A 16329-nucleotide genomic window follows, 5' to 3' on the forward strand; every position below is an offset into this window, starting at 1 on the left:
CTCAACCTGCGGGAACTATGCGGTCGATCTCGCGAGCACCCTTGACGCTGTTGCAGCGGAAGTGGGCGAGCTGCACGTTCGTCCGCGTATCCCCACCGCCTCGCGAGATCGGGATGACGTGGTCGATCGTCGGGGCCAGCGGGTTAGGCACGCGAACGTCCATCGGCACCGCCGACCCGCACAGGCCGCAGCGCTCGCTGTCACGCTCGGCTATCTCCGCCAACGTGTACGGCTCCGACGTGCTACCCCGTTTGACCGCCCGTCGGCGGCGGCCCTTCTCCTGCCAGTAGAGGCGCCTCCGCTCCTGCGCCTCAGGGGAGAGCCGGGCAGCTCCCCCAGACCTGGTGACGCGACTGCCGTCCTTGCAGCGCGGCGAACACCAGCGCTGCCCCCTGCGGCACGGCGAGTAGACGCCACTGCACCGTTCACACATCCGTGGGGGGAGGCTGAGGCGCCGCGGTGCGCGCGGCTTGGGAACAGCGGGTTCCTCGCGCCTGCACCGAAGGCACTTACGCCGGTCAGCTGGCAGGGACAGGCGGCTGGTGAAGAGCAGCGTGCCGCAACGGCTGCATGGGGTATCGGGCTTGCTCTGACTCATTGCGATCTCCCGGAAACGCGGAAGGCCCGAGCCGGGAGACTCGGGCCTTCCTTCCCACCGCGATCAACGGCGGGCGCCTGCGTGTGACTCAGCGTCACGGTTACTTAGAGTCGCTATTTACCGAGTTGAGGATTGCCGGTGAATAGCGGCGTCTTTAAAATCGTCCACGCGCAAAACAGAGCGACAAGGGCGTTTGGGTCGCCCGAGGGTCCGCTGAAGTTCTGACCCAATCTCCCCCCTGGGCATGGGGAGTCGTCACTCCGTGAAGCCACGTTCGCTTGATCAGCGTTCGCTTCGTTCGTTCACCAAGATCGTGACGCTTGCGGTGTGACGGAGTGTGGGGTGGCCCGCCTACGCCCTCGGTACCAGGCAGTGACCACCGCCTCCATCTCCGTCTGCCTCATGTCCCTGACCCGGCGCCGGACGATGTCCTCGCCTGGGTCGACGGTGATGATGCGTGCGCCGAGCCGCTTGTATCGGGCGAGCGCTTTGGGTTGGGGCATGGTGTGGATCAAGTAGACGTCGGTGTTGGCGAGGTGCCGCTCTGCCTCGTGGATGGCTGCTTGCCGGGCGCGGTGCACGATGCGCAGGAGGGTGGGGTCGTGCTTGTGGTGGTCGGCGCCGGGGCCGGCCATGGCGAGCGCCATGAGGTCGAGGTCGATGACGACGTCGCGGGCTTTGGCGTGGGCCCGGATCCAGCTGCTCTTGCCTGCAGCTGGGGGGCCGGTGACTACGTAGAGCACGGGGCCTCGCCGTGAATGCAGCAGTGAGTACCGATGCAGCCGCAGCAGCGGTCGGGCAGAGGCAGCAAGGGCTGGCCAAGGCGGGCAACGTGGCTCTGGGTGAGGACGTACTCGCCGTCTTGGAGTTTTATGTCGGGCATCCCGTCAGCTCCTGTCGCACGGTGACCGGTCGACTTGCAGGTACCAGCGCCCTGCTGGGCTGAGCCAGGGGCGCTGCAGGCTGACGCCGCACTCTAGGAGGCCCTTGCGCCCGTCGCGGTCGAAGGCGGCCTGCACAACCTTCGGCGGGTACTGCGAGGCCAGGCGCTCGAAGGCGTAGGTGGCATGGTCGCGTACAGCGGCGAGGACTGTGGCGGTGGTGAGGTCGGAGCGCTTCACGGTCACCACCTCCGGGATGCGCCCTGGACGCGGACGCTGGTCCGGTTACCGCGTGCGCTGTTGCACCGCCGGTGCGCGCTGCGGGCGTTGGCCGGGTCGAGGAGGTCTCCGCCGCGGCTGAGGGGCAGCAGGTGGTCCAGTGTGAACGCATCGGGGTGCCTGCCTGCCTCGGGCCCGGTGATGTCGTACCGGATGTCGTGACCGCACAGCCAGCACGGAAGGTGAAGGCGCCGCTGCTGGTCACACAGCGTGCGGTAGGGGCGCCCGTTGCGGGGGTTGCCGGCCACGGGCGCCACCTCCTCAGCTGACGATCTCCCACATCTCGCAGCCGCTGGTCTCGAAGACCTCGCCCTTCTTGACCGTGATGCGGCTCTGACCTTGGGGGGTGCCGTTCGAAATGATCGATCCGAACTCGCCGGAGTCGTCCTTGTTCCGGGCCCAGTAGCAGTTGGGAATCGAGGAGCTGGAGGGTCCAGCCGTCTTGTACGTGCCCGGCTTCATGTCCTCCCCGACGAGGTAGGTACCGGGACCTACGACCGTCTTGGGGCCGGGAACGGCGGGGAGCGTCACGCTGGGCTCTACGCCCTTCGAGACGTCGGCGCCGACGGACGCCAGCACCTTCTCGGCCGCGTCCAGAATCTGCTGGTCGCTCATGGTGGCTGTAGCGGTAACGGTCACGGTGACCGTGGGACCGGGCTTCGCCGAGTCGCTGCCTGCGGAACTGCACCCTGCCAGCAGGGTGATGGCGGAGCCGAGTATGGCCATCCGCGCGAGCGGAGCTCTGTTCATCTGTCCCCCCGGGACGTTACGTGCGGAGGGGCATCATCCGCTGCAGCGGCCGGGTGACTGGCTGGTATGGCCTATTCGTGACCTAGGTGACGGTGAGGGTTCCGGCCCGGCGGACGACGTGCTCGTCGTTGGGCGGGTCGATGCGGACCCAGACGTGCCAGGCGCCACGGGTGAGGGGCGCGTCCGTGGTGGGTCCGATGAGGATGCGGGCGGTGTCCGCGCCGTCCCATTCGCCGTCGAGCCAGTCGGCGAGCGCGGGGTTCGACCGGTTGGTGTCCGGGAGGAACTGGAACTGGGGCGGCGTGCCAGTGAGGTCGACGTCGGCCGGGGCGGTCTCGACGGTCACGTTGAGGTATTCGATGCTGGTCGCGGGGATCACCACGGTGGACCGACCTCCCAGCGGCTGGCCGGCGCTGCGACCGCCCACGCGGAGGACGGGGCGCCGAGGGTGAGCGTGACGTCCGGATCGAAGCCGCCGACGTCGGGCGCGTAGAGGACGGCCGTGGACGCGATCGAGCCCAGGGCGACCGTCACCGTTCCAGGGGCGAGCGCTGGCACGTACAGGGCCGTGGCGGGGTCGAGGCGGCCGGGATCGATCGTGACCGAACCGGGGGCGAGTGCGGGCCCGTACAGCGCGGACGTCGACTCGACGCGGGCCGGTGCCAGCGTGACGGCCCCCGGGGCCAGCGCGGGCGCGTACTGGGCCGCGGTGGACTCGATGCGGGCCGGGGCGAGGGGCTGCTCGCCGGCGGCGATGGCCAGGGTCCAGGCGGAGCCGAGGGCGGACTGGTCGGCCGTCCAGACGCGGGAGCCGATCGTCCCGGACACCGTGGCGTCCGAGTCGCCCCAGGCGCCCGAGCTGGCGCCGCTGCCCGAGGTGGTGAAGGCCTGCCCGCGCCTCGTGTGGCCCGCGGGCGCGGTCCAGGCCGCGGTCTGCGGTGTGGCAGCGCCCCGGGAGTCCCAGACGACGCCGATCTCCCGGCTCGCTGCGCCAACCGAGCCCAGGGACGGTGTGGTCTTCGTGAGGGCCGCGGCCGACGTGTTGGTGGCCGAGGTGATCGGGCTCGCGGCCAGGGCGCCGCGTACCCGGCCGAGGAGGAGCACCTGGCGGATGCTGCCAGTGCTCGGGGTGACGGTGATGACCGCGCCGAGGTCGCCGGCCTCGGCGATGCGCCACCACAGCTGGGACATGTGCCCGGACTGCATCGCGGTGCCCAGGCTCGTCCAGGCACCGGCGCCACCCGAGATGGCGAAGGTGCGGGACCCGCTGGGCATTACGCATGCGGCGAGGAGCAGGTCGCCGACGACGACTGAGCCGTCGTTGGGGATGGTGGCGGCCGCAGAGGAGCCGGTGGAGAGGGTGACGGTGTCGGCGAGGTGGGTGAGCTGCCCTACGGCCATGGCGCTACCTCACAGAGCGAAGATGCCGGAGGCGTTCCAGGAGGCCACGATGTTGCCGCCGTTGGGGGTGACGCCCACGCCGTCTATGTAAGCGATCAGGCTGCTCGTCGCGTCCACGCCGGTGTGCTTGTAGAGCACGACGGCCTCGACGCTGTCCCCGGTGACGGCAGTGAAGGTGACGTCTGCGGCGTCGAACACGCCGCTTGTGATCGTCTTGGAGCCGAGGGCGGAGGAGACGGCGACGCGGGCGCCGGCCGGAACGTCGTCGAGGAAGTCGTGGCCACTGCTGTACGTGTAGTCGGCGGTGTCCACGATGATCGCGCGGATGTCGTCGGCGGCAAGGTCGATGTCGCCGCCGAGGAGTAGCTGCTTGAAGGACGGATAGAGGGCGCTGGCCATGGCACTCCTTCAGGCGGCTTTGGGGTTGCGCTGGGGCATTGGCCGGTAGGTAGCTGCATGTGCCGCGACTTCAGGCAGCGCGTACATGGTCTTGAACTCGCGTCCATTGCCCGCGTACTCGCTGGGCCGTCCCTTGAACCGCCGAATCTTCCCGCGTCGCGCCCACTGGCGGATGACGGTTCCGGGGACCCCGGTTGCCTCGGTGGCTTCGTTCTCGAAGACGAGGTCGTTGGGGTACAGCTGATGCAGTTCCATGCCACCCCCGGGAATACGAAAAGCCCCCGGCGAGGCCTGGGGCTGAAGCGGCGGCGGGCATAGGTGTTCCGCCTCAGCGCACTGTGACATACGCGAGATCAAGACGTCAAGGAAGGCCGGTTCGAGCCACAATCACGGGCGTCCGCCCCTGCGGGACCTGGCTGCCCGGCATGATGCCGTTATGGGCGTCTCCTACATGGTCCGCGGGTCGACTGAGGCCGAATGCCGGCATGCGTTGGACCGGCTGTGTGCGGCGTTGGGTGCAACGCCGACGACGGCCCCGATCCGGGCTGCGGGTCCGGGGTGGCTGGCGCGGGCGGTGCCTACGCCGAAGGCCCCCGCGGACAGCGAGGGCCTGGTCGAGCGGTAGGTCAGGCTGACGCGTTGGCGGGGTGTTCGCGCCTGTAGGTGGCGATGCACTCGCCGCAGAGGTCGCCGACGTACTCGTCGCCGCTCATGTAGTGGTGGGCGCCGCAGAAGTAGCCGCCGCATCCGTGGTCGTCGCCGCCGGGCGTCTGGCCGCACAGGTAGGCGAGGCCGCGGTCGATCTTCTCGTCGCAGCCGTCCTGCTCGCAGACGGCGTCGACGGCGTATCCGGCTTCGATCTTCTGCCCGTTGCGGTTGATCGTGTAGTGGGCGTATCCCATGGCTTCCTCCTTGGGTTGGGGTGAGTGTGGCAGTGGGGTCTGTCAGTTGCCGTTGTTGGTGGTCCTGGCCCAGATGCCGCGGGTCTGCGTGGTGACGTTCCGGTGTTCCTGACTGACAGGCCCGTTGTAGTTGTGGGTGTGGGAGTCGGGCACGAGCGTCTTGGCGCCGCGGAGCATCCGTGCGATGGCGAGGATCGGCACGGCCACGGCCGCGGGGGCAGCGCAGATCATGGCGATGACGGCCGGGTCGGCGTAGTCGGAGGCGATGAGGACGAGCGAGGTGGCGCCGCCGACGGACATGGTGACGACGCTGCCGGCGAGCATGAGGGCGCTGGTGTCGGTCGCCTTCTGGCTCATCGGGGGCCTACCGGGCTGGGGTACGGGCGGGGTGGGGCCGACGGCGGGCAGGAGGCTGGTGTCCCGGTAGGAAGTGGGGGTGTTGAAGGCGTCGGCGATGAGTCGTTCAGCCTCGGCGCGTTCGGCCTGGGTGTAGTCGGGCATGGCGGTTCTCCTGAGAGACGTTTGGGGTGGTTTGTGAGGGGGTGTGCGGGCCGCTGTGCGGACGCTGGCCGAACCGGCCTTCCGTGGCCGCTATCTCCATATATGTGCGGTTTGTGCACAGGCCGCACACCCGCACACCTCACGCGCCCGCACAGCGCGTCTGCCCAGGTAGACGGGGGTGTGAGTAGATCGGCACACCTTCGGCACACCCCCGCCGCACACCTGGCCTCGAAGCTCGTCCGGATCAGACTCCGGCCAGGACCGGCAGGACCCGGTAGACGCCGGTCTCTCCGGTCGGGGCAAGCCGCTCCCCCTTCTCGCCGATCTTCTTCAGCTCCTTCGACACCCACGAGCGGTCGCGCCGCAGCTGCTCGAAGTACGGGGCGAAGTCCCTGACGGCGACGGTGCCGGGGCCGACGGAGGCCAGGGTGTCGATCAGTTCGTCGAGGAGCTCGCGGGCCGCCTCCGCGCTCGGCTTGTCCTTCGGAAGATCCACGACAGCCTCGACCGGCGGCAGTTCCTGCTGCAGATCGGCCAGCTCCTGCTCGGCGGCGTCGGTCATGTCGTCCTCGATTTCGATGGGTTCGGCCGGGGCGCGGCCCGGGTCCAAGGCGCGGGCCTTGCGGTTGGCGTACAGCTGACCGGCCACCTTTTCCGCGGCGGTGGCGGTGACGGTGTCGATGGCGGCTCGGATCCCCGCGAACTCGTTGACCAGCCAAGCGGCGGCCTTCTCGTACTCGCCGGACGGGCCGGTCCAGAAGGTGCGGGCCGGATTGGCGTACATGTCCTCGTCGATACCGGCGCTGACGAGGTACACGTACCCCTTGCGCTTGTTGCCCCAGGCTGCCGGGTTGGCCCCAGCGTCGAGGACTTCTTCGGGGAGAGCGAAGGAGGCGTCGTCACCGCGGACACCGAAGCAGGCTGCGGCAGGAAGGGATGCCCGGGTATCGGTGGAGAGCTGGTAGCCGGAGGCGCGCTGCATGGAGACGACGAGGGAGACGCCGGCGGAGCGGGCTTCCTGGGCAATGCCGGTGAAGGTGTCGTCGCCGAGTTCGCGGAGAAGCTTTGCTGCCTCTTCGAACCACGCGACGAGGTACTGGATCCCGGGGCAGCCGCATGTGCGGCCCTTCTGGCAGGAGTGCGCCTTGCTGGTCTGGGGCTCGGCTGCGGCCGGCTCCCAGGCCCGGTAGCCGTGGTCGCGGAGCCATGCGGTGCGGGCGGGGATGACGGCCTGGACGGCGGCGACCATCGCGCCGGCAGACGGGGTGTCGAGCGCCGCCCAGTCCATCGCGGGGACCAGCGGGAGGAAGTCCTGCCCGGCCTTGGCGGCGTCGGCGAGCCAGACGGCTACGTCCTTGCGGGTCAGGAGCTCGAACATGACGTCGAGGGCGCCTTCGGTTTTGCCGGAGCCGGTCATCCCCATGATCAGGATGTGGATTGCTTCGAGGAGCGGCAGGAGGAGTGCGCTGCCGTCGTCGTACACTCCGATCCGCAGGGGGACGGCTACGGACTGGGCGGCAGCGTAGGGGCCGGGCCAGCGGGTCGGGGTCTTCAGCATGTCCTCAGGAACGATGACGATCTGGCCCTTGCGTGCGCTGTCGGGGTCGTGCTGGATACGGATCGCGGTGGTGGGAACGTCGAGGGCGGAGGCGATGCGAGGGATGGAGCGGGCGACGTCCTCATTGGTGAGTTCACCGGCGGGCAGCTCGTAGGGAACGGTGACCCGGTTGGGTTCGACCCTGACATCGCGAAGCTTGGTGCGGGCCAGACCGACCTTCTCCAGCAGGCCCTTGTCGGCGTCCGAGCCGGTGTCGTCTCCACCGCGCATCATCTGCCGCAGGTTCCAGGACAGGGCAAGGCCGGCGCCGCCCATCACGTACATGTCGTTCAGCGGCCCGGCAAGAGGGCCGGCGAGCGCTGCCGCGGTCGTCCAGGACGTGCCGGCTGCGACGGTGATGGCGGTGTGGAGGCGGCGCTGCGGCCCGGCGGACTTGCCTGCCCACCAGGCGGCGGCGGTCAGGCCGACGGAGACCAGGGTGAGGCCGACGCCGGCGGGGGCGGAGTCCGCCCACATCAGGTTCCCGCCTGCCCCGGCGGCTCCGACGCAGCCGGTGATGATCCATGGCGGGCTGTACGGCTTGGCCCGGTGCCACAGCCAGCCCTTCAGGCCGGCCGCGGAGGAGCCTCCGTTCAGTCGGTCGTCGTGCCGCTGGGCCAGTTCGCTGCTCGCCATGGCGGTGTCTCCTCTCAGAACGTGAACGGGTTGGTGGTGGCTGCCCGCTGGGGTCGCGGCCGCATGAGGTCGGAGTACTCGCGGGTGAAGGCGGCGTAGGCGGCGACCGCGGCCTTGGCGGCGGAGGTCGCTCCGTCTCCGGCCTTCTTCAGCTGCCGGCCGACCTTGCGGGCCCGGAGCCGTCCCTGGATGGGGTTGTCGCCGGGCAGGGTCTGTGCCTGGGCCAGCCGGGCTTCGAGGATCTTGGAGGCCATCGCGAGTTCGATCGCGGCGTGGACCATGACGGCGCGGACGTGGTTGCAGTAGGCGCGGACCTCGTCGGTGTTGTTGAAGGACGGCTCGCCGAGCATGAAGTGGGAGGGCTGGTTCGCTCCGGCCATCTGCCCGCCGGCCGGGGCGGGTGCCTGCCGGTTGCCGTTGTTGACATTGAAGTTGACGCCGAAACTGGGGGCGAAGCCGGTGAAGTTGTTGGTGGAGTTCTTGCCGGACTGCTTCTTGGTGTGCGCGCCGTTCGCGCCCTGCGGCGGGACGGTGGTGGTCATCGGATGGTCCTCTCATCGGAGGTCTGGGTGGTGGCCTTGTGGGCTGCGATGGAGGCCTGCCTGCGGGCGGCGTCCACGAACTTGGGGGCATCGTTCGGGCGGCGGATTCCGCGCACCTTCGGGCCGGTCTTGGAGCCGCGCCCGGTTCCGGTGGGGAGATGTGGAACATGCTGGGCTTTTGTGACCTTGACGGGGGTCTCTCCGGGGGCGGTGGAGCGGGCGTGAAGGACGCGTCGTGTGGCGTTGTTCCGGCCGTTGATGATCTCGACGCTTTCGCCGGGTTCGGTGCCCTCGATGTCGAGATGCGCTTGCCGCCAGATGTCCTCGGTGACGGTCGTTTCCCCGAGCGCCGCGGCAAGCTTCTTGGCGTGCTTCCACACCTCGGGGAAGTCCGCCTCCCGGTCGGCGGCCAGCTGGGCCGCCTTCTCCGCGGCAGCGGCATCGGCTGCCTCCTGCTCGGCGCGCCGCTGCTTCTCCGCCTTGGCCTGCGCGACCGCCTCCGCGCGCTTGTTCCTCCGGGCGGTCCAGCGCTGGCGCCAGGTGGGCTTGCCGTCTCGGGATCGGATGCGTCCGTGCTCGTGCAGGTCCCAGATGCCGGGGCCGGCAAGTGAGGCGATGGCCGTACCGGCGGCGGTCGCGGTGTCGAAGGCGGTCAGCCCGTGCCACAGGTTCACGCCGGCGGCGACGAACGCGAGGGCCCAGGCGATGAGTCGGTAGTGCCAATGCGGCCGCCGGTCGTCGACTGCCGCTGCGGCGCCGCGGAGGACGACCCAGGCTGCTCCTTCGAGAACGAGGGGGGCGGCCAGCAGGTAGCGGGCGTCCTCGCGGTAGAAGGCGTTCATCTGGACCGGGAGCGCCACGATGCCGCAGACGATCGCGAAGCCGATCGCCGCGTGCCGCCAGGATGTGGCGGACTTCTCCCTCTGCTCGTCGGCCTCAGCCTCGGCGAGGTCGGCCGCTTCGGCTGCGAGCCGTTCCTTCTCGGCTTCGCGGGCTTCGGCGGCCGCCTTGCGCTCAGCTTCGGCGATCTTCGCGTTCTGCTCGGCCTCGAACCGCTGGAGCTGGAGCGCGGCCCGCTTGTTGGCCAGGGTCTGCTTCTCGGCCTCGGCGGCGGCCTTGGCACGGACCGCTTCGGCTTCGGCTTCGGCGGCGATCCGGCGGGCTTCGGCGTCGGTGGCCGCCTTGGTGCGGATGGCTTCCGCCTCGGCGAGGGCCACCGGGTCGAACCGCGGCGCGACGGCAGCGCCGTTGATGTGGTCCAGCTGGGCGGTCATAGCGATGTCCTCCTCGGTGTGACCGGTTAGGCGGCGGCCAGGGTGCGGAAGCCGTCGAACTCGGGGGTGACGGGCGCTTCGGGGTACAGCAGGTCGAAGTCGGCGGCGAGAGCTTCGTAGCGGCGCATGCCGAGTTCGTCGCCGCGTCGGCGGGCGTCGAGGTAGCGGTCGATGAGGGTGGTGGCGGTCCGGTCGGCGTCGTCGAGCCGGTTCAGTTCCAGCTCGGTGATCAGGTGGAGCGGCATGGCGGTGGTCCTTCCGGTGGTCAGGCGGGGTGGGATGGGGTTCAGGCGGTGGGGCGGGGCATGGCCCGGCAGGTCTCGGCATGGGCCTGGGCCTGCTCGTGGATCGTGGCGGCGGAGAACGGGTCACCAAACGGGCCCGTGTACTTGCCCTTGCTCGTCCCGGGGCAGGCACGGCAGGCCCAGTGCGACGGGTGGCCACCCAGGACATCCACGGTGGAGCCACCGACGGTCAGGTACCGGTGGGTCACACCTTCGGGCCAGGCGGGGGCGAACGCGGTCAGGTGGGTTTCGGGCATGGCTGTCCTCCGGTTGGTCGTGCCGGGGTGGGGTGGTCTAGCTGCGGTGGGTGTGCTGCTGGCCGGCGCCGAGCTGCGCGGTGGCGTTGCGGGCGTCCGCGGCGGCCTGCGCGGCCTGAGCAGGCGGCCTGTAGTCGGACTGGCAGTCCGCGACCGTGGTCGGCTTGCTGGCGAAGCTGTGCTCGCGCGGGGCGGAGGCGGCCATCAGGCGGCGCTCGGGGCGAGGCGCAAGTCAACCTCGGACCTCGGAACGCGGATGGCGCCGCCTCGGCGGGTGTCACCCTCGGGCCGCTCCTTGCCATAGCGGATGGCGCGCATCTCGTCATTGGCGATCCACCGGTAGACGGTGGGCTTAGAGACTCGGAGGGCTGCCGCGACTTCTTGCACGGTCAGCAGTCCTGAGTTGTCGGGCAGCATCTGGCAATCACTCCAATCCGTTGCTCTGGGCTGATGTTCTCAACTGTAGGTGGAGTCTTGAGAAGTGACAACCGTATCGAGCTCATCGGCATGTCTTGTCAGCCCTCACCCCCGACCTGAGCTGCCCGTATGGTTGGAAATTCGCTACGTTCTCAACAGGGCTAGGCAATGAGAGGAGTGACGGATGGTGGAAGGCAGGTGGGTGGGAAACTCATCGCCCTACCTGGCCGCAGGCGGGGATACCTGGGCAGAAGAGGCTGCCGCTGCTGGAGCTGTAGGCAGCCAGCGCATCGTCTACGCAGGAGGAACGGTTCCTCCGGAGGGCGTGAGGGCCGCACTGCGCCTCGCCCCCAACGAGCCGGCCGTCCTGCGTCGGCGGCTCATCCTGCTGAACGGCCGACCCGTAGAGATCGCGGACTCCTATTGGCCGGCGGACGTGGCTGTCGACACGCCCCTCGAAAACCCCGGCCGCATCCGCGGCGGCGCAGTCGCGGCGCTGGCGGAACGCGGCTGGACCCCCTCCGACGTGCGAGAAGCCGTGACCGCCCGGCCCCCCACGGCTGAAGAGTGCCGTCTCCTAGAGTCGCCACCCGAAGAGTGGGTCCTGGTACTCACGCGCCTGATCGTCAACAGCTCAGGCAGGCCCTATGAGGTCGCGGTCATGACCTCCCCCGCAACCACCCGCCAGCTGAACTACTCGATGAAGGTCGACTGATATGGCCAATGCACCCAAGGAAGACCCCAGCGTCTGGTCGACCCAGGATCAGATCGCTGCCTATCTGCGTGACGGAATCCTCTCTGGCGACTTCCTGCCTGGGGAGAAGCTACCGTCGAGCCGAGCGCTCACCGACAAGTTCGGCGCCGCCGCCCAGACGATTCGCAACGCAGTCATCACGCTGGAGAAGGAAGGCCTGGCCTACTCCAAGCAGGGCTTGGGAGTGATCGTTCGAGAGCATCCGCAGCGAACGATGGAGCCAGCCAAGTACAAGACCCCACCCACGGGCGACGGCAAGTATCAGTGGATCGCTGAAGCGGAGAAGCGCGGTTCGGCGGGCAAGAGCGAGCTACGCGAGGTCGAGGAGGTTGTCCCGCCCGCGGCCATCCGCGCCGCCTTGGGGCTGGACGAGGGGGAACGTGCCCTGCTGCGGCGGCAGGTGCTGTTCCTGGATGACGAGCCGTGCGAGCTGGTCGAGTTGTACGTGCCGCTGGACCTCGCCGCTGGAACGCCAATCGCGGAGCACCGCAAGATCCGAGGTGGCGTCGGGCGTGTCCTCGCGGAAGCCGGCTTCGCGCCGATCCGCTGCGTCGACAAGGTCGCTGCGCGGTGGCCGACGCCGGAACAGGCGCAGGCTCTTCGCATGCCCACCAAGCTTCCGGTCCTGAGGACGTTCCGAGTCACGTACAGCACCAACGACCGCCCAATCCAAGCCGAGATCATGGCCAAGGCGGGCCACCTGTACGAGCTGCAGTACGAGTTCTGAGCGGCCAATGCCCTCCTGACCCTGAACGCACGAATGCCCCGCTGCCCATCCGGGCAGCGGGCCTTCTTCATGCCGCGGCCCTTCCCGCCATGGGCAGCTGCAGTACCTCGCTGTGCCCGTACTGGGTGTCGCAGCCGGGGCAGCGGGCGCCGGGGGTGTCGATGGTGACGCGGAGGACGGTGCCGCACGGGCATTGGACGGGGATACGGCGGGGCGGCTTCTCTCCGGTCAGCTGTCCTTCGGCCTGCCGGCGTATCTGGCTGATCTCGCGGGCGAACTCGGCGAAGGCGGGGTGGGAGGCGGCGGCCCACGCGAGGTTGATGCGGAGGGCGTGGACGGCCTGGTCGAGCTGGCCTTGGAGGTCGCCGGCCCAGCGCGGGTAGCGCCAGCCGAGGGTGTCGTGCCAGTCGACGAGCCAGGTCTGCAGGATCGTGACGATGCCCCCGCGGGAGGTCAAACTCAGCGGCTCCAGCCGGACGGGGATGGGGGCGCCGCGGGTGCCGGAGACGACGGGACCGCCGCTGCTGCTGCCGGGGGTGAGGCTGACGGCGAGCTGGGCGTACAGGCCGTCGGGGCCGGCGAGGGTCCGGAGGTGTTGGTCGACGCGGGCGGTGCAGGGGCGGCAGGCCTGGTAGTCGAGCTCGTCGGCGTAGAGGGCGCTCGTGCAGACGGTGCAGTGCATTGGTGCTCCTTGCGGCGGCGCGGGTGGTCAGGCGTCGAGGTGTCGGAGTGCGATGCGGAGTCCGGCGGCGATGCTGCTGTGGCTGATCGCGCCGGCTTCGGTCTGGCTGAGCGGGACGCATTCCTCGTGGTGGTCGGCGTCGGCGCGTATCCGGTCGGTGCGCTCCTGGATGACGGCGAGGATGGCGTCGACGAGCTCCGCCTGGCCGGCGGGTGGGAGCCACCATTGGCCGTCGCGGATGGCGTGCCGGGCGGCGGTCAGGGCCTGGTCGCGGAGGGCGGTCACAGGACGGCCTTCCTGACGGCGTTGACGTGGTCATCGAGGCGAGCGACGAGGTCGGCTGCGGCGCGGCCCAGCTGCACGAGGGTGCCGGTCACGAGGGGCCCGGTGGGGGCGTGCAGGAGCTCGTCGGCGGCGCACGGGTTGGGGCAGTCGATGCGGCTACAGGTGACGTGGCCGCCGTCGCCGAGGAAGAGCGATGCGCCTCGGCAGGCGGGGCAGCGGCCAGCCACGTCGGGGAGGGCGGGCTGCTTGAGCGAATGCCGGTGGAAGCCGTGCTCAAAGCAGAAGCCCTCCTCGCCGGAGCACTTTGTCGAGTCCGGCGGCTCGGAGACTTCCGCGCTGACGGCTGGGTCGTTGACGCCGGTCCGGATGCAGGGGTTGTCGGTGCACTGGCAGTCGGCGCAGTGCACGCAGAACGGCAGCTCGCGGTAGTTGCGGTAGACGACCGGGCCGCCGCCGCACACGCAGCAGGCGGGCTCCTCCGTGGCAGTCACCTCCAGCCGGAGGCCCTTCGCGCGGGCGGCCTGCATGAGGGCGGTCAGGGTGGGGTCGTCGTCGGTGACGGGTAGGTGCTGCTCGGGGTGGCTGCAGCACTGGTCGAAGCCGCCGTGGCAGTCGGACTCGACCTCGCCTGCGGTGGGGCAGAAGTAGGTGCTGGCGCCGGGCTTGCAGACGTGCGGGTCAGTGGAGTTGGTCTCGGTCACAGCAGATTCCCGGGGTGTGGAGGGTGGTGGTCGGGCGGGGGATCTCGAAGCCGTGCATGTCGAGGAACGCGGCTTCGTCGGGGTCGATGCGGGAGACGTGGGTCCAGTGGCCGGTCGGCGGCTGCTCGGCGGTCACGGCGCGGCCTCGGCGGCGAGGCGGTCGCGGTGGGGTGTGGCGCCGGGCGCGCCGTCTTTCCACCGGAGCGTCGTCTCGTCGGCCTCGGGCCCGCGGTGCCAGTCGTCGTCGTGTCGGGCGGGGAGGGTGCAGTGGTGGAGGCGGGCCGTCACCGAGTCGTCGATACGAGCCGTACACGTCATCGCGGGCTCCCGTTCGGGTTGGTGGGCTCGCTGGCGTCGAGGAGGGCGAGGGCGTGCTGGAGCAGGGCCCGGCAGATGGCGCGCTCGCGGGGGTCGGCGGGCGCCTGCTCGTCGACCTTGGTGATGGCCGTGCCGTAGGTGGAGAGGTAGACCAGGGTGGGCCCGGCGGCGGCGCTGATGGTCCATGCGGGCTCGTCTGTGGGCATTCCGGCGATGGTGTCGGGGTCGACGTCGGGGCCGCCGGGGTTGTGGGCGGGGCATCCCTCGGGGCAGCCGTGGGCTTCGCCGATGGCGTGGGGGTCGCTGATCTCGATGTCGGTCATGAGGGCCTCCGGTGTCGTGGCCGTGTGCGGCCGTTCGCGGGCCGTTCGGGCGCGGGCGGGCCGCCGGGGTCCGGGCGGCCCCAGTTCGTGGCGTGGGGGTCGGTGTGGCGGGTCTGCCGGTCCTGCTCCTCGCCGTGGCGGAGGGCGTAGCTGAAGGCGACCGCGGCGAGGGCTATGACGGTGAGGCCGCCGGCGACGAGGGGCAGGGTCAACACGGGGCTACGCCTCCCAGCGGCGGACCGGGATGCCCGCCCGCTCGGCCGCATTCGCGCATCCGGTGGCGCCGTGGCTGCCGTGCGGGCCGGGCTTACGGCAGCGGGGCGAGGTGCACGGTCCGATGAAGGCGAGGCACTCCTCCGCGCCACGGCTGACCATGTGGGCGTTGCGGCGAGGGCCGCACGCGGGCCACGGGCCGTGCTCCTCGGCCGGGTGCGGCTCGATGTCGACGGGGTAGCCGCTGCGTTGTGCGCGACGGGCCCATGCGTCGGCGTGGCCGTCGGTGCCACGCAGGCGGCCATAGCGGTCCTGGCAGGCTCCGTGCACGAGTACGAGACGTTGGCCGGGCTGGAGGCCTTGAAGTCGCTGGTCCAACGCTGCGTTGACGGGCTGGGGGTCTTGGGCGTCGCGGCTTCCGGTGACGAGGATGCGGTAGGGCGCGGGCTGCTGGCTCATGCTCCGGCCCCCTCGGCGGCGCGGCTGACCGGGTCGTAGCCGGTGCAGGTCGGCGCTGTGGTGTCGTCGGGGTCGCAGGAGTCGCAGAGCAGGCGACCGGACACGGTGACGTGCTCAGCCTTCGCGTGGCTGCACATGCAGGCACCCCTGGCTTGGCGCAGCGCTTCGGCGGTGGCGTCGGCCCCCTCGGCGGTGGCACGGGTGGGCAGCTGCCTCGCGAGGACTTCGCGGGCCACGGCTTCGGCCGCGTTCCACATGTGGTAGCCGGGCTCGTTGTCCCGGTAGGGGGCGAGCCAGGCCAGGGCATCGGCCGTGGCGTTCATCCACTTGGCGATCTCGGCGACGGCCTCGGCGGGGATCTGCGGGTCGTATCCCTCGTCGAGGCCGCGCGCCGCCTGATCGGCAAGGTGGCGGGCGGCGGCTTGCATCTCGGCAGCCTGGGGCCAGATGGTGGGCTTGCGGTCCGTCATGAGGGCGGGTCCTTCCGGTGGTGTGGGTGGTGTCCGGGCCGGCCGCCCCAGGACGGGGGCGACCGGCAGCGGGGCGGGGTCAGGCGGCGGGATCCACCTCGGGGTGGGTGAACCGGACGGGCTTGCCGAGGCTTCGGGCGTAGGCGATCTCGGCGCGGGTGCTGTCGCCGATGTAGTCGCCGACTACGAGCACCTCGTCGGCGAGCCGGATCTTGGCTCGGTGCAGGCCGTCGAGCCGGACCTTGAGCTCCTCGGCCTCGACCGGGTCGGCCCAGCGGGGGTGCGGGCTCTTCATGTCGCAGCCGGGCATCACGACGATGTGGCCGTCCGCGGTGAGCTGCAGGTCGGCCTCACCCATCTCGGTCATGAAGCGGGTGCTGCCACAGATGCAGACGATCTTCGGGATGTTGAGTCGCTCCTTGGCACTGGCGAGCTTCTCTTCCGGGGTGAGCAGTTCGGGGTAGGACATGTGGGTTTCTCCTTGTGCGCGGGTCGGGTCAGGCGAGTTGGGGCGGCGGACTGGGCGTGGCCTCTGAGGGCCTCTCAGGCGCTCTGGGCTACCCGACGACCTTCACGGGCTCCCGTCGCGCCAGACGGGCGTACAGCGGCCCCGATGGCCGTCTCTAGGTCCCGGACGGGAATGCTGCGGACGCCTCGCCGCTTGGCTGTCTGAATCAGC

Annotated in this window: 30 protein-coding genes; 2 read left to right on the plus strand and 28 right to left on the minus strand. The window is 70.2% G+C overall.

Going from position 1 to position 16329, the window contains the following annotated elements; genetic code table 11:
• Position 1: 1 nt before the first annotated feature.
• The 18 genes from IF89_RS49615 to IF89_RS0111085 all read right to left on the minus strand — a co-directional run bounded on the left by IF89_RS49615 (position 2) and on the right by IF89_RS0111085 (position 10718).
• Positions 2–598: an HNH endonuclease gene (locus IF89_RS49615; RefSeq protein WP_078628221.1), complete on the minus strand. Its 597-nt coding sequence runs from the start codon at positions 596–598 to the stop codon at positions 2–4.
• A 302-nt stretch (positions 599–900) separates the two neighbouring features.
• The gene (locus IF89_RS0111005) at positions 901–1341 is read right to left on the minus strand and encodes an AAA family ATPase (RefSeq protein WP_030764768.1); all 441 of its coding nucleotides are present in this window, start codon (positions 1339–1341) and stop codon (positions 901–903) included.
• Between the two features lie 144 nt (positions 1342–1485).
• Positions 1486–1719 carry a hypothetical protein gene (locus IF89_RS37875; RefSeq protein ID WP_043193671.1) on the minus strand — a complete coding sequence of 78 codons (234 nt, stop codon included), beginning with the start codon at positions 1717–1719 and terminating at the stop codon, positions 1486–1488.
• Positions 1720–1721: 2 nt separating this feature from the next.
• Positions 1722–2015: an HNH endonuclease gene (locus tag IF89_RS0111015; protein ID WP_324605321.1), complete on the minus strand. Its 294-nt coding sequence runs from the start codon at positions 2013–2015 to the stop codon at positions 1722–1724.
• Positions 2016–2019: 4 nt separating this feature from the next.
• On the minus strand, positions 2020–2373 hold the full coding sequence (locus tag IF89_RS40720; protein WP_158717841.1) for a hypothetical protein: 354 nt from the start codon (positions 2371–2373) through the stop codon (positions 2020–2022).
• A 217-nt stretch (positions 2374–2590) separates the two neighbouring features.
• The gene (locus tag IF89_RS0111025; protein ID WP_030764783.1) at positions 2591–2890 is read right to left on the minus strand and encodes a hypothetical protein; all 300 of its coding nucleotides are present in this window, start codon (positions 2888–2890) and stop codon (positions 2591–2593) included.
• Complete coding sequence (locus IF89_RS0111030) at positions 2884–3909, minus strand: hypothetical protein (RefSeq protein WP_030764785.1); 1026 nt, start codon at positions 3907–3909, stop codon at positions 2884–2886. The genes IF89_RS0111025 and IF89_RS0111030 overlap by 7 nt, the downstream gene beginning before the upstream one ends.
• Positions 3910–3918: 9 nt before the next feature.
• Entirely contained in the window at positions 3919–4308 is a 390-nt protein-coding gene (locus tag IF89_RS0111035) for a hypothetical protein (protein ID WP_030764787.1), read from the minus strand.
• A gap of 9 nt (positions 4309–4317) precedes the next feature.
• Complete coding sequence (locus IF89_RS41965) at positions 4318–4563, minus strand: hypothetical protein (protein WP_078628222.1); 246 nt, start codon at positions 4561–4563, stop codon at positions 4318–4320.
• A 371-nt stretch (positions 4564–4934) separates the two neighbouring features.
• On the minus strand, positions 4935–5210 hold the full coding sequence (locus tag IF89_RS37885; protein ID WP_051806962.1) for a hypothetical protein: 276 nt from the start codon (positions 5208–5210) through the stop codon (positions 4935–4937).
• Positions 5211–5252: 42 nt separating this feature from the next.
• Positions 5253–5711: a hypothetical protein gene (locus tag IF89_RS0111050; RefSeq protein ID WP_030764795.1), complete on the minus strand. Its 459-nt coding sequence runs from the start codon at positions 5709–5711 to the stop codon at positions 5253–5255.
• Positions 5712–5955: 244 nt separating this feature from the next.
• Positions 5956–7944 (minus strand): sporulation protein SsgA, encoded by a 1989-nt coding sequence (locus IF89_RS0111055; protein ID WP_030764798.1) that lies wholly within the window; start codon positions 7942–7944, stop codon positions 5956–5958.
• Between the two features lie 14 nt (positions 7945–7958).
• A complete protein-coding gene (gene traA / locus IF89_RS0111060) occupies positions 7959–8486 on the minus strand; it encodes a plasmid transfer protein TraA (protein WP_030764800.1) in 528 nt (175 codons plus the stop codon).
• Complete coding sequence (locus tag IF89_RS0111065; RefSeq protein ID WP_030764803.1) at positions 8483–9760, minus strand: hypothetical protein; 1278 nt, start codon at positions 9758–9760, stop codon at positions 8483–8485. The genes traA and IF89_RS0111065 overlap by 4 nt, the downstream gene beginning before the upstream one ends.
• 26 nt (positions 9761–9786) lie before the next feature.
• Positions 9787–10005, minus strand: coding sequence for a hypothetical protein (locus IF89_RS0111070; RefSeq protein ID WP_030764805.1), 219 nt, complete (start codon positions 10003–10005; stop codon positions 9787–9789).
• 41 nt (positions 10006–10046) lie between these two features.
• Positions 10047–10301 (minus strand): hypothetical protein, encoded by a 255-nt coding sequence (locus IF89_RS0111075; RefSeq protein ID WP_030764807.1) that lies wholly within the window; start codon positions 10299–10301, stop codon positions 10047–10049.
• A gap of 37 nt (positions 10302–10338) precedes the next feature.
• A complete protein-coding gene (locus IF89_RS45915; protein ID WP_158717842.1) occupies positions 10339–10506 on the minus strand; it encodes a hypothetical protein in 168 nt (55 codons plus the stop codon).
• The gene (locus IF89_RS0111085) at positions 10506–10718 is read right to left on the minus strand and encodes a helix-turn-helix domain-containing protein (RefSeq protein ID WP_030764809.1); all 213 of its coding nucleotides are present in this window, start codon (positions 10716–10718) and stop codon (positions 10506–10508) included. Before IF89_RS0111085 ends, IF89_RS45915 begins: the two co-directional genes overlap by 1 nt.
• A 184-nt stretch (positions 10719–10902) precedes the next feature.
• Between IF89_RS0111085 and IF89_RS0111090 the strand changes: the two genes are divergently transcribed.
• Positions 10903–11433 carry a UTRA domain-containing protein gene (locus tag IF89_RS0111090; protein WP_030764811.1) on the plus strand — a complete coding sequence of 177 codons (531 nt, stop codon included), beginning with the start codon at positions 10903–10905 and terminating at the stop codon, positions 11431–11433.
• 1 nt (position 11434) lies between these two features.
• Positions 11435–12199: a GntR family transcriptional regulator gene (locus IF89_RS0111095; protein ID WP_030764814.1), complete on the plus strand. Its 765-nt coding sequence runs from the start codon at positions 11435–11437 to the stop codon at positions 12197–12199.
• Between the two features lie 67 nt (positions 12200–12266).
• Here IF89_RS0111095 and IF89_RS0111100 read toward each other — a convergent pair whose 3' ends face one another.
• The 10 genes from IF89_RS0111100 to IF89_RS0111145 all read right to left on the minus strand — a co-directional run bounded on the left by IF89_RS0111100 (position 12267) and on the right by IF89_RS0111145 (position 16119).
• The gene (locus tag IF89_RS0111100) at positions 12267–12881 is read right to left on the minus strand and encodes a hypothetical protein (protein WP_030764817.1); all 615 of its coding nucleotides are present in this window, start codon (positions 12879–12881) and stop codon (positions 12267–12269) included.
• Between the two features lie 27 nt (positions 12882–12908).
• Positions 12909–13166 (minus strand): hypothetical protein, encoded by a 258-nt coding sequence (locus tag IF89_RS0111105; protein ID WP_030764820.1) that lies wholly within the window; start codon positions 13164–13166, stop codon positions 12909–12911.
• On the minus strand, positions 13163–13867 hold the full coding sequence (locus tag IF89_RS0111110) for a DUF6085 family protein (RefSeq protein ID WP_030764824.1): 705 nt from the start codon (positions 13865–13867) through the stop codon (positions 13163–13165). The genes IF89_RS0111105 and IF89_RS0111110 overlap by 4 nt, the downstream gene beginning before the upstream one ends.
• A complete protein-coding gene (locus IF89_RS45920; protein ID WP_158717843.1) occupies positions 13845–14003 on the minus strand; it encodes a hypothetical protein in 159 nt (52 codons plus the stop codon). Before IF89_RS45920 ends, IF89_RS0111110 begins: the two co-directional genes overlap by 23 nt.
• Positions 14000–14185 (minus strand): hypothetical protein, encoded by a 186-nt coding sequence (locus tag IF89_RS0111120; protein WP_030764827.1) that lies wholly within the window; start codon positions 14183–14185, stop codon positions 14000–14002. Before IF89_RS0111120 ends, IF89_RS45920 begins: the two co-directional genes overlap by 4 nt.
• Positions 14182–14508 carry a hypothetical protein gene (locus IF89_RS0111125; protein ID WP_030764830.1) on the minus strand — a complete coding sequence of 109 codons (327 nt, stop codon included), beginning with the start codon at positions 14506–14508 and terminating at the stop codon, positions 14182–14184. The genes IF89_RS0111120 and IF89_RS0111125 overlap by 4 nt, the downstream gene beginning before the upstream one ends.
• Positions 14505–14723 (minus strand): hypothetical protein, encoded by a 219-nt coding sequence (locus tag IF89_RS0111130; protein WP_030764833.1) that lies wholly within the window; start codon positions 14721–14723, stop codon positions 14505–14507. The genes IF89_RS0111125 and IF89_RS0111130 overlap by 4 nt, the downstream gene beginning before the upstream one ends.
• 4 nt (positions 14724–14727) lie before the next feature.
• Positions 14728–15180 (minus strand): DUF2493 domain-containing protein, encoded by a 453-nt coding sequence (locus IF89_RS0111135; RefSeq protein WP_030764837.1) that lies wholly within the window; start codon positions 15178–15180, stop codon positions 14728–14730.
• Positions 15177–15650 carry a hypothetical protein gene (locus IF89_RS0111140; RefSeq protein WP_030764840.1) on the minus strand — a complete coding sequence of 158 codons (474 nt, stop codon included), beginning with the start codon at positions 15648–15650 and terminating at the stop codon, positions 15177–15179. Before IF89_RS0111140 ends, IF89_RS0111135 begins: the two co-directional genes overlap by 4 nt.
• A 79-nt stretch (positions 15651–15729) precedes the next feature.
• Entirely contained in the window at positions 15730–16119 is a 390-nt protein-coding gene (locus IF89_RS0111145; RefSeq protein ID WP_030764842.1) for a hypothetical protein, read from the minus strand.
• Between the last annotated feature and the right edge of the window lie 210 nt (positions 16120–16329).

The sequence above is a fragment of the Streptomyces sp. NRRL F-2664 genome (assembly GCF_000719345.1).
GTDB lineage: Bacteria > Actinomycetota > Actinomycetes > Streptomycetales > Streptomycetaceae > Streptomyces.

Bases quoted from the DNA above. Each gene is read 5' to 3' on its own strand.
- IF89_RS49615 (WP_078628221.1), bottom strand. From the start codon at position 598: ATGAGTCAGAGCAAGCCCGATACCCCATGCAGCCGTTGCGGCACGCTG.
- IF89_RS40720 (WP_158717841.1), bottom strand. From the start codon at position 2,373: ATGAGCGACCAGCAGATTCTGGACGCGGCCGAGAAGGTGCTGGCGTCC.
- IF89_RS0111030 (WP_030764785.1), bottom strand. From the start codon at position 3,909: ATGGCCGTAGGGCAGCTCACCCACCTCGCCGACACCGTCACCCTCTCC.
- IF89_RS0111035 (WP_030764787.1), bottom strand. From the start codon at position 4,308: ATGGCCAGCGCCCTCTATCCGTCCTTCAAGCAGCTACTCCTCGGCGGC.
- IF89_RS41965 (WP_078628222.1), bottom strand. From the start codon at position 4,563: ATGGAACTGCATCAGCTGTACCCCAACGACCTCGTCTTCGAGAACGAA.
- IF89_RS37885 (WP_051806962.1), bottom strand. From the start codon at position 5,210: ATGGGATACGCCCACTACACGATCAACCGCAACGGGCAGAAGATCGAA.
- IF89_RS0111050 (WP_030764795.1), bottom strand. From the start codon at position 5,711: ATGCCCGACTACACCCAGGCCGAACGCGCCGAGGCTGAACGACTCATC.
- IF89_RS0111055 (WP_030764798.1), bottom strand. From the start codon at position 7,944: ATGGCGAGCAGCGAACTGGCCCAGCGGCACGACGACCGACTGAACGGA.
- traA (WP_030764800.1), bottom strand. From the start codon at position 8,486: ATGACCACCACCGTCCCGCCGCAGGGCGCGAACGGCGCGCACACCAAG.
- IF89_RS0111065 (WP_030764803.1), bottom strand. From the start codon at position 9,760: ATGACCGCCCAGCTGGACCACATCAACGGCGCTGCCGTCGCGCCGCGG.
- IF89_RS0111070 (WP_030764805.1), bottom strand. From the start codon at position 10,005: ATGCCGCTCCACCTGATCACCGAGCTGGAACTGAACCGGCTCGACGAC.
- IF89_RS0111075 (WP_030764807.1), bottom strand. From the start codon at position 10,301: ATGCCCGAAACCCACCTGACCGCGTTCGCCCCCGCCTGGCCCGAAGGT.
- IF89_RS45915 (WP_158717842.1), bottom strand. From the start codon at position 10,506: ATGGCCGCCTCCGCCCCGCGCGAGCACAGCTTCGCCAGCAAGCCGACC.
- IF89_RS0111085 (WP_030764809.1), bottom strand. From the start codon at position 10,718: ATGCTGCCCGACAACTCAGGACTGCTGACCGTGCAAGAAGTCGCGGCA.
- IF89_RS0111090 (WP_030764811.1), top strand. From the start codon at position 10,903: ATGGTGGAAGGCAGGTGGGTGGGAAACTCATCGCCCTACCTGGCCGCA.
- IF89_RS0111095 (WP_030764814.1), top strand. From the start codon at position 11,435: ATGGCCAATGCACCCAAGGAAGACCCCAGCGTCTGGTCGACCCAGGAT.
- IF89_RS0111100 (WP_030764817.1), bottom strand. From the start codon at position 12,881: ATGCACTGCACCGTCTGCACGAGCGCCCTCTACGCCGACGAGCTCGAC.
- IF89_RS0111120 (WP_030764827.1), bottom strand. From the start codon at position 14,185: ATGACGTGTACGGCTCGTATCGACGACTCGGTGACGGCCCGCCTCCAC.
- IF89_RS0111125 (WP_030764830.1), bottom strand. From the start codon at position 14,508: ATGACCGACATCGAGATCAGCGACCCCCACGCCATCGGCGAAGCCCAC.
- IF89_RS0111135 (WP_030764837.1), bottom strand. From the start codon at position 15,180: ATGAGCCAGCAGCCCGCGCCCTACCGCATCCTCGTCACCGGAAGCCGC.
- IF89_RS0111140 (WP_030764840.1), bottom strand. From the start codon at position 15,650: ATGACGGACCGCAAGCCCACCATCTGGCCCCAGGCTGCCGAGATGCAA.
- IF89_RS0111145 (WP_030764842.1), bottom strand. From the start codon at position 16,119: ATGTCCTACCCCGAACTGCTCACCCCGGAAGAGAAGCTCGCCAGTGCC.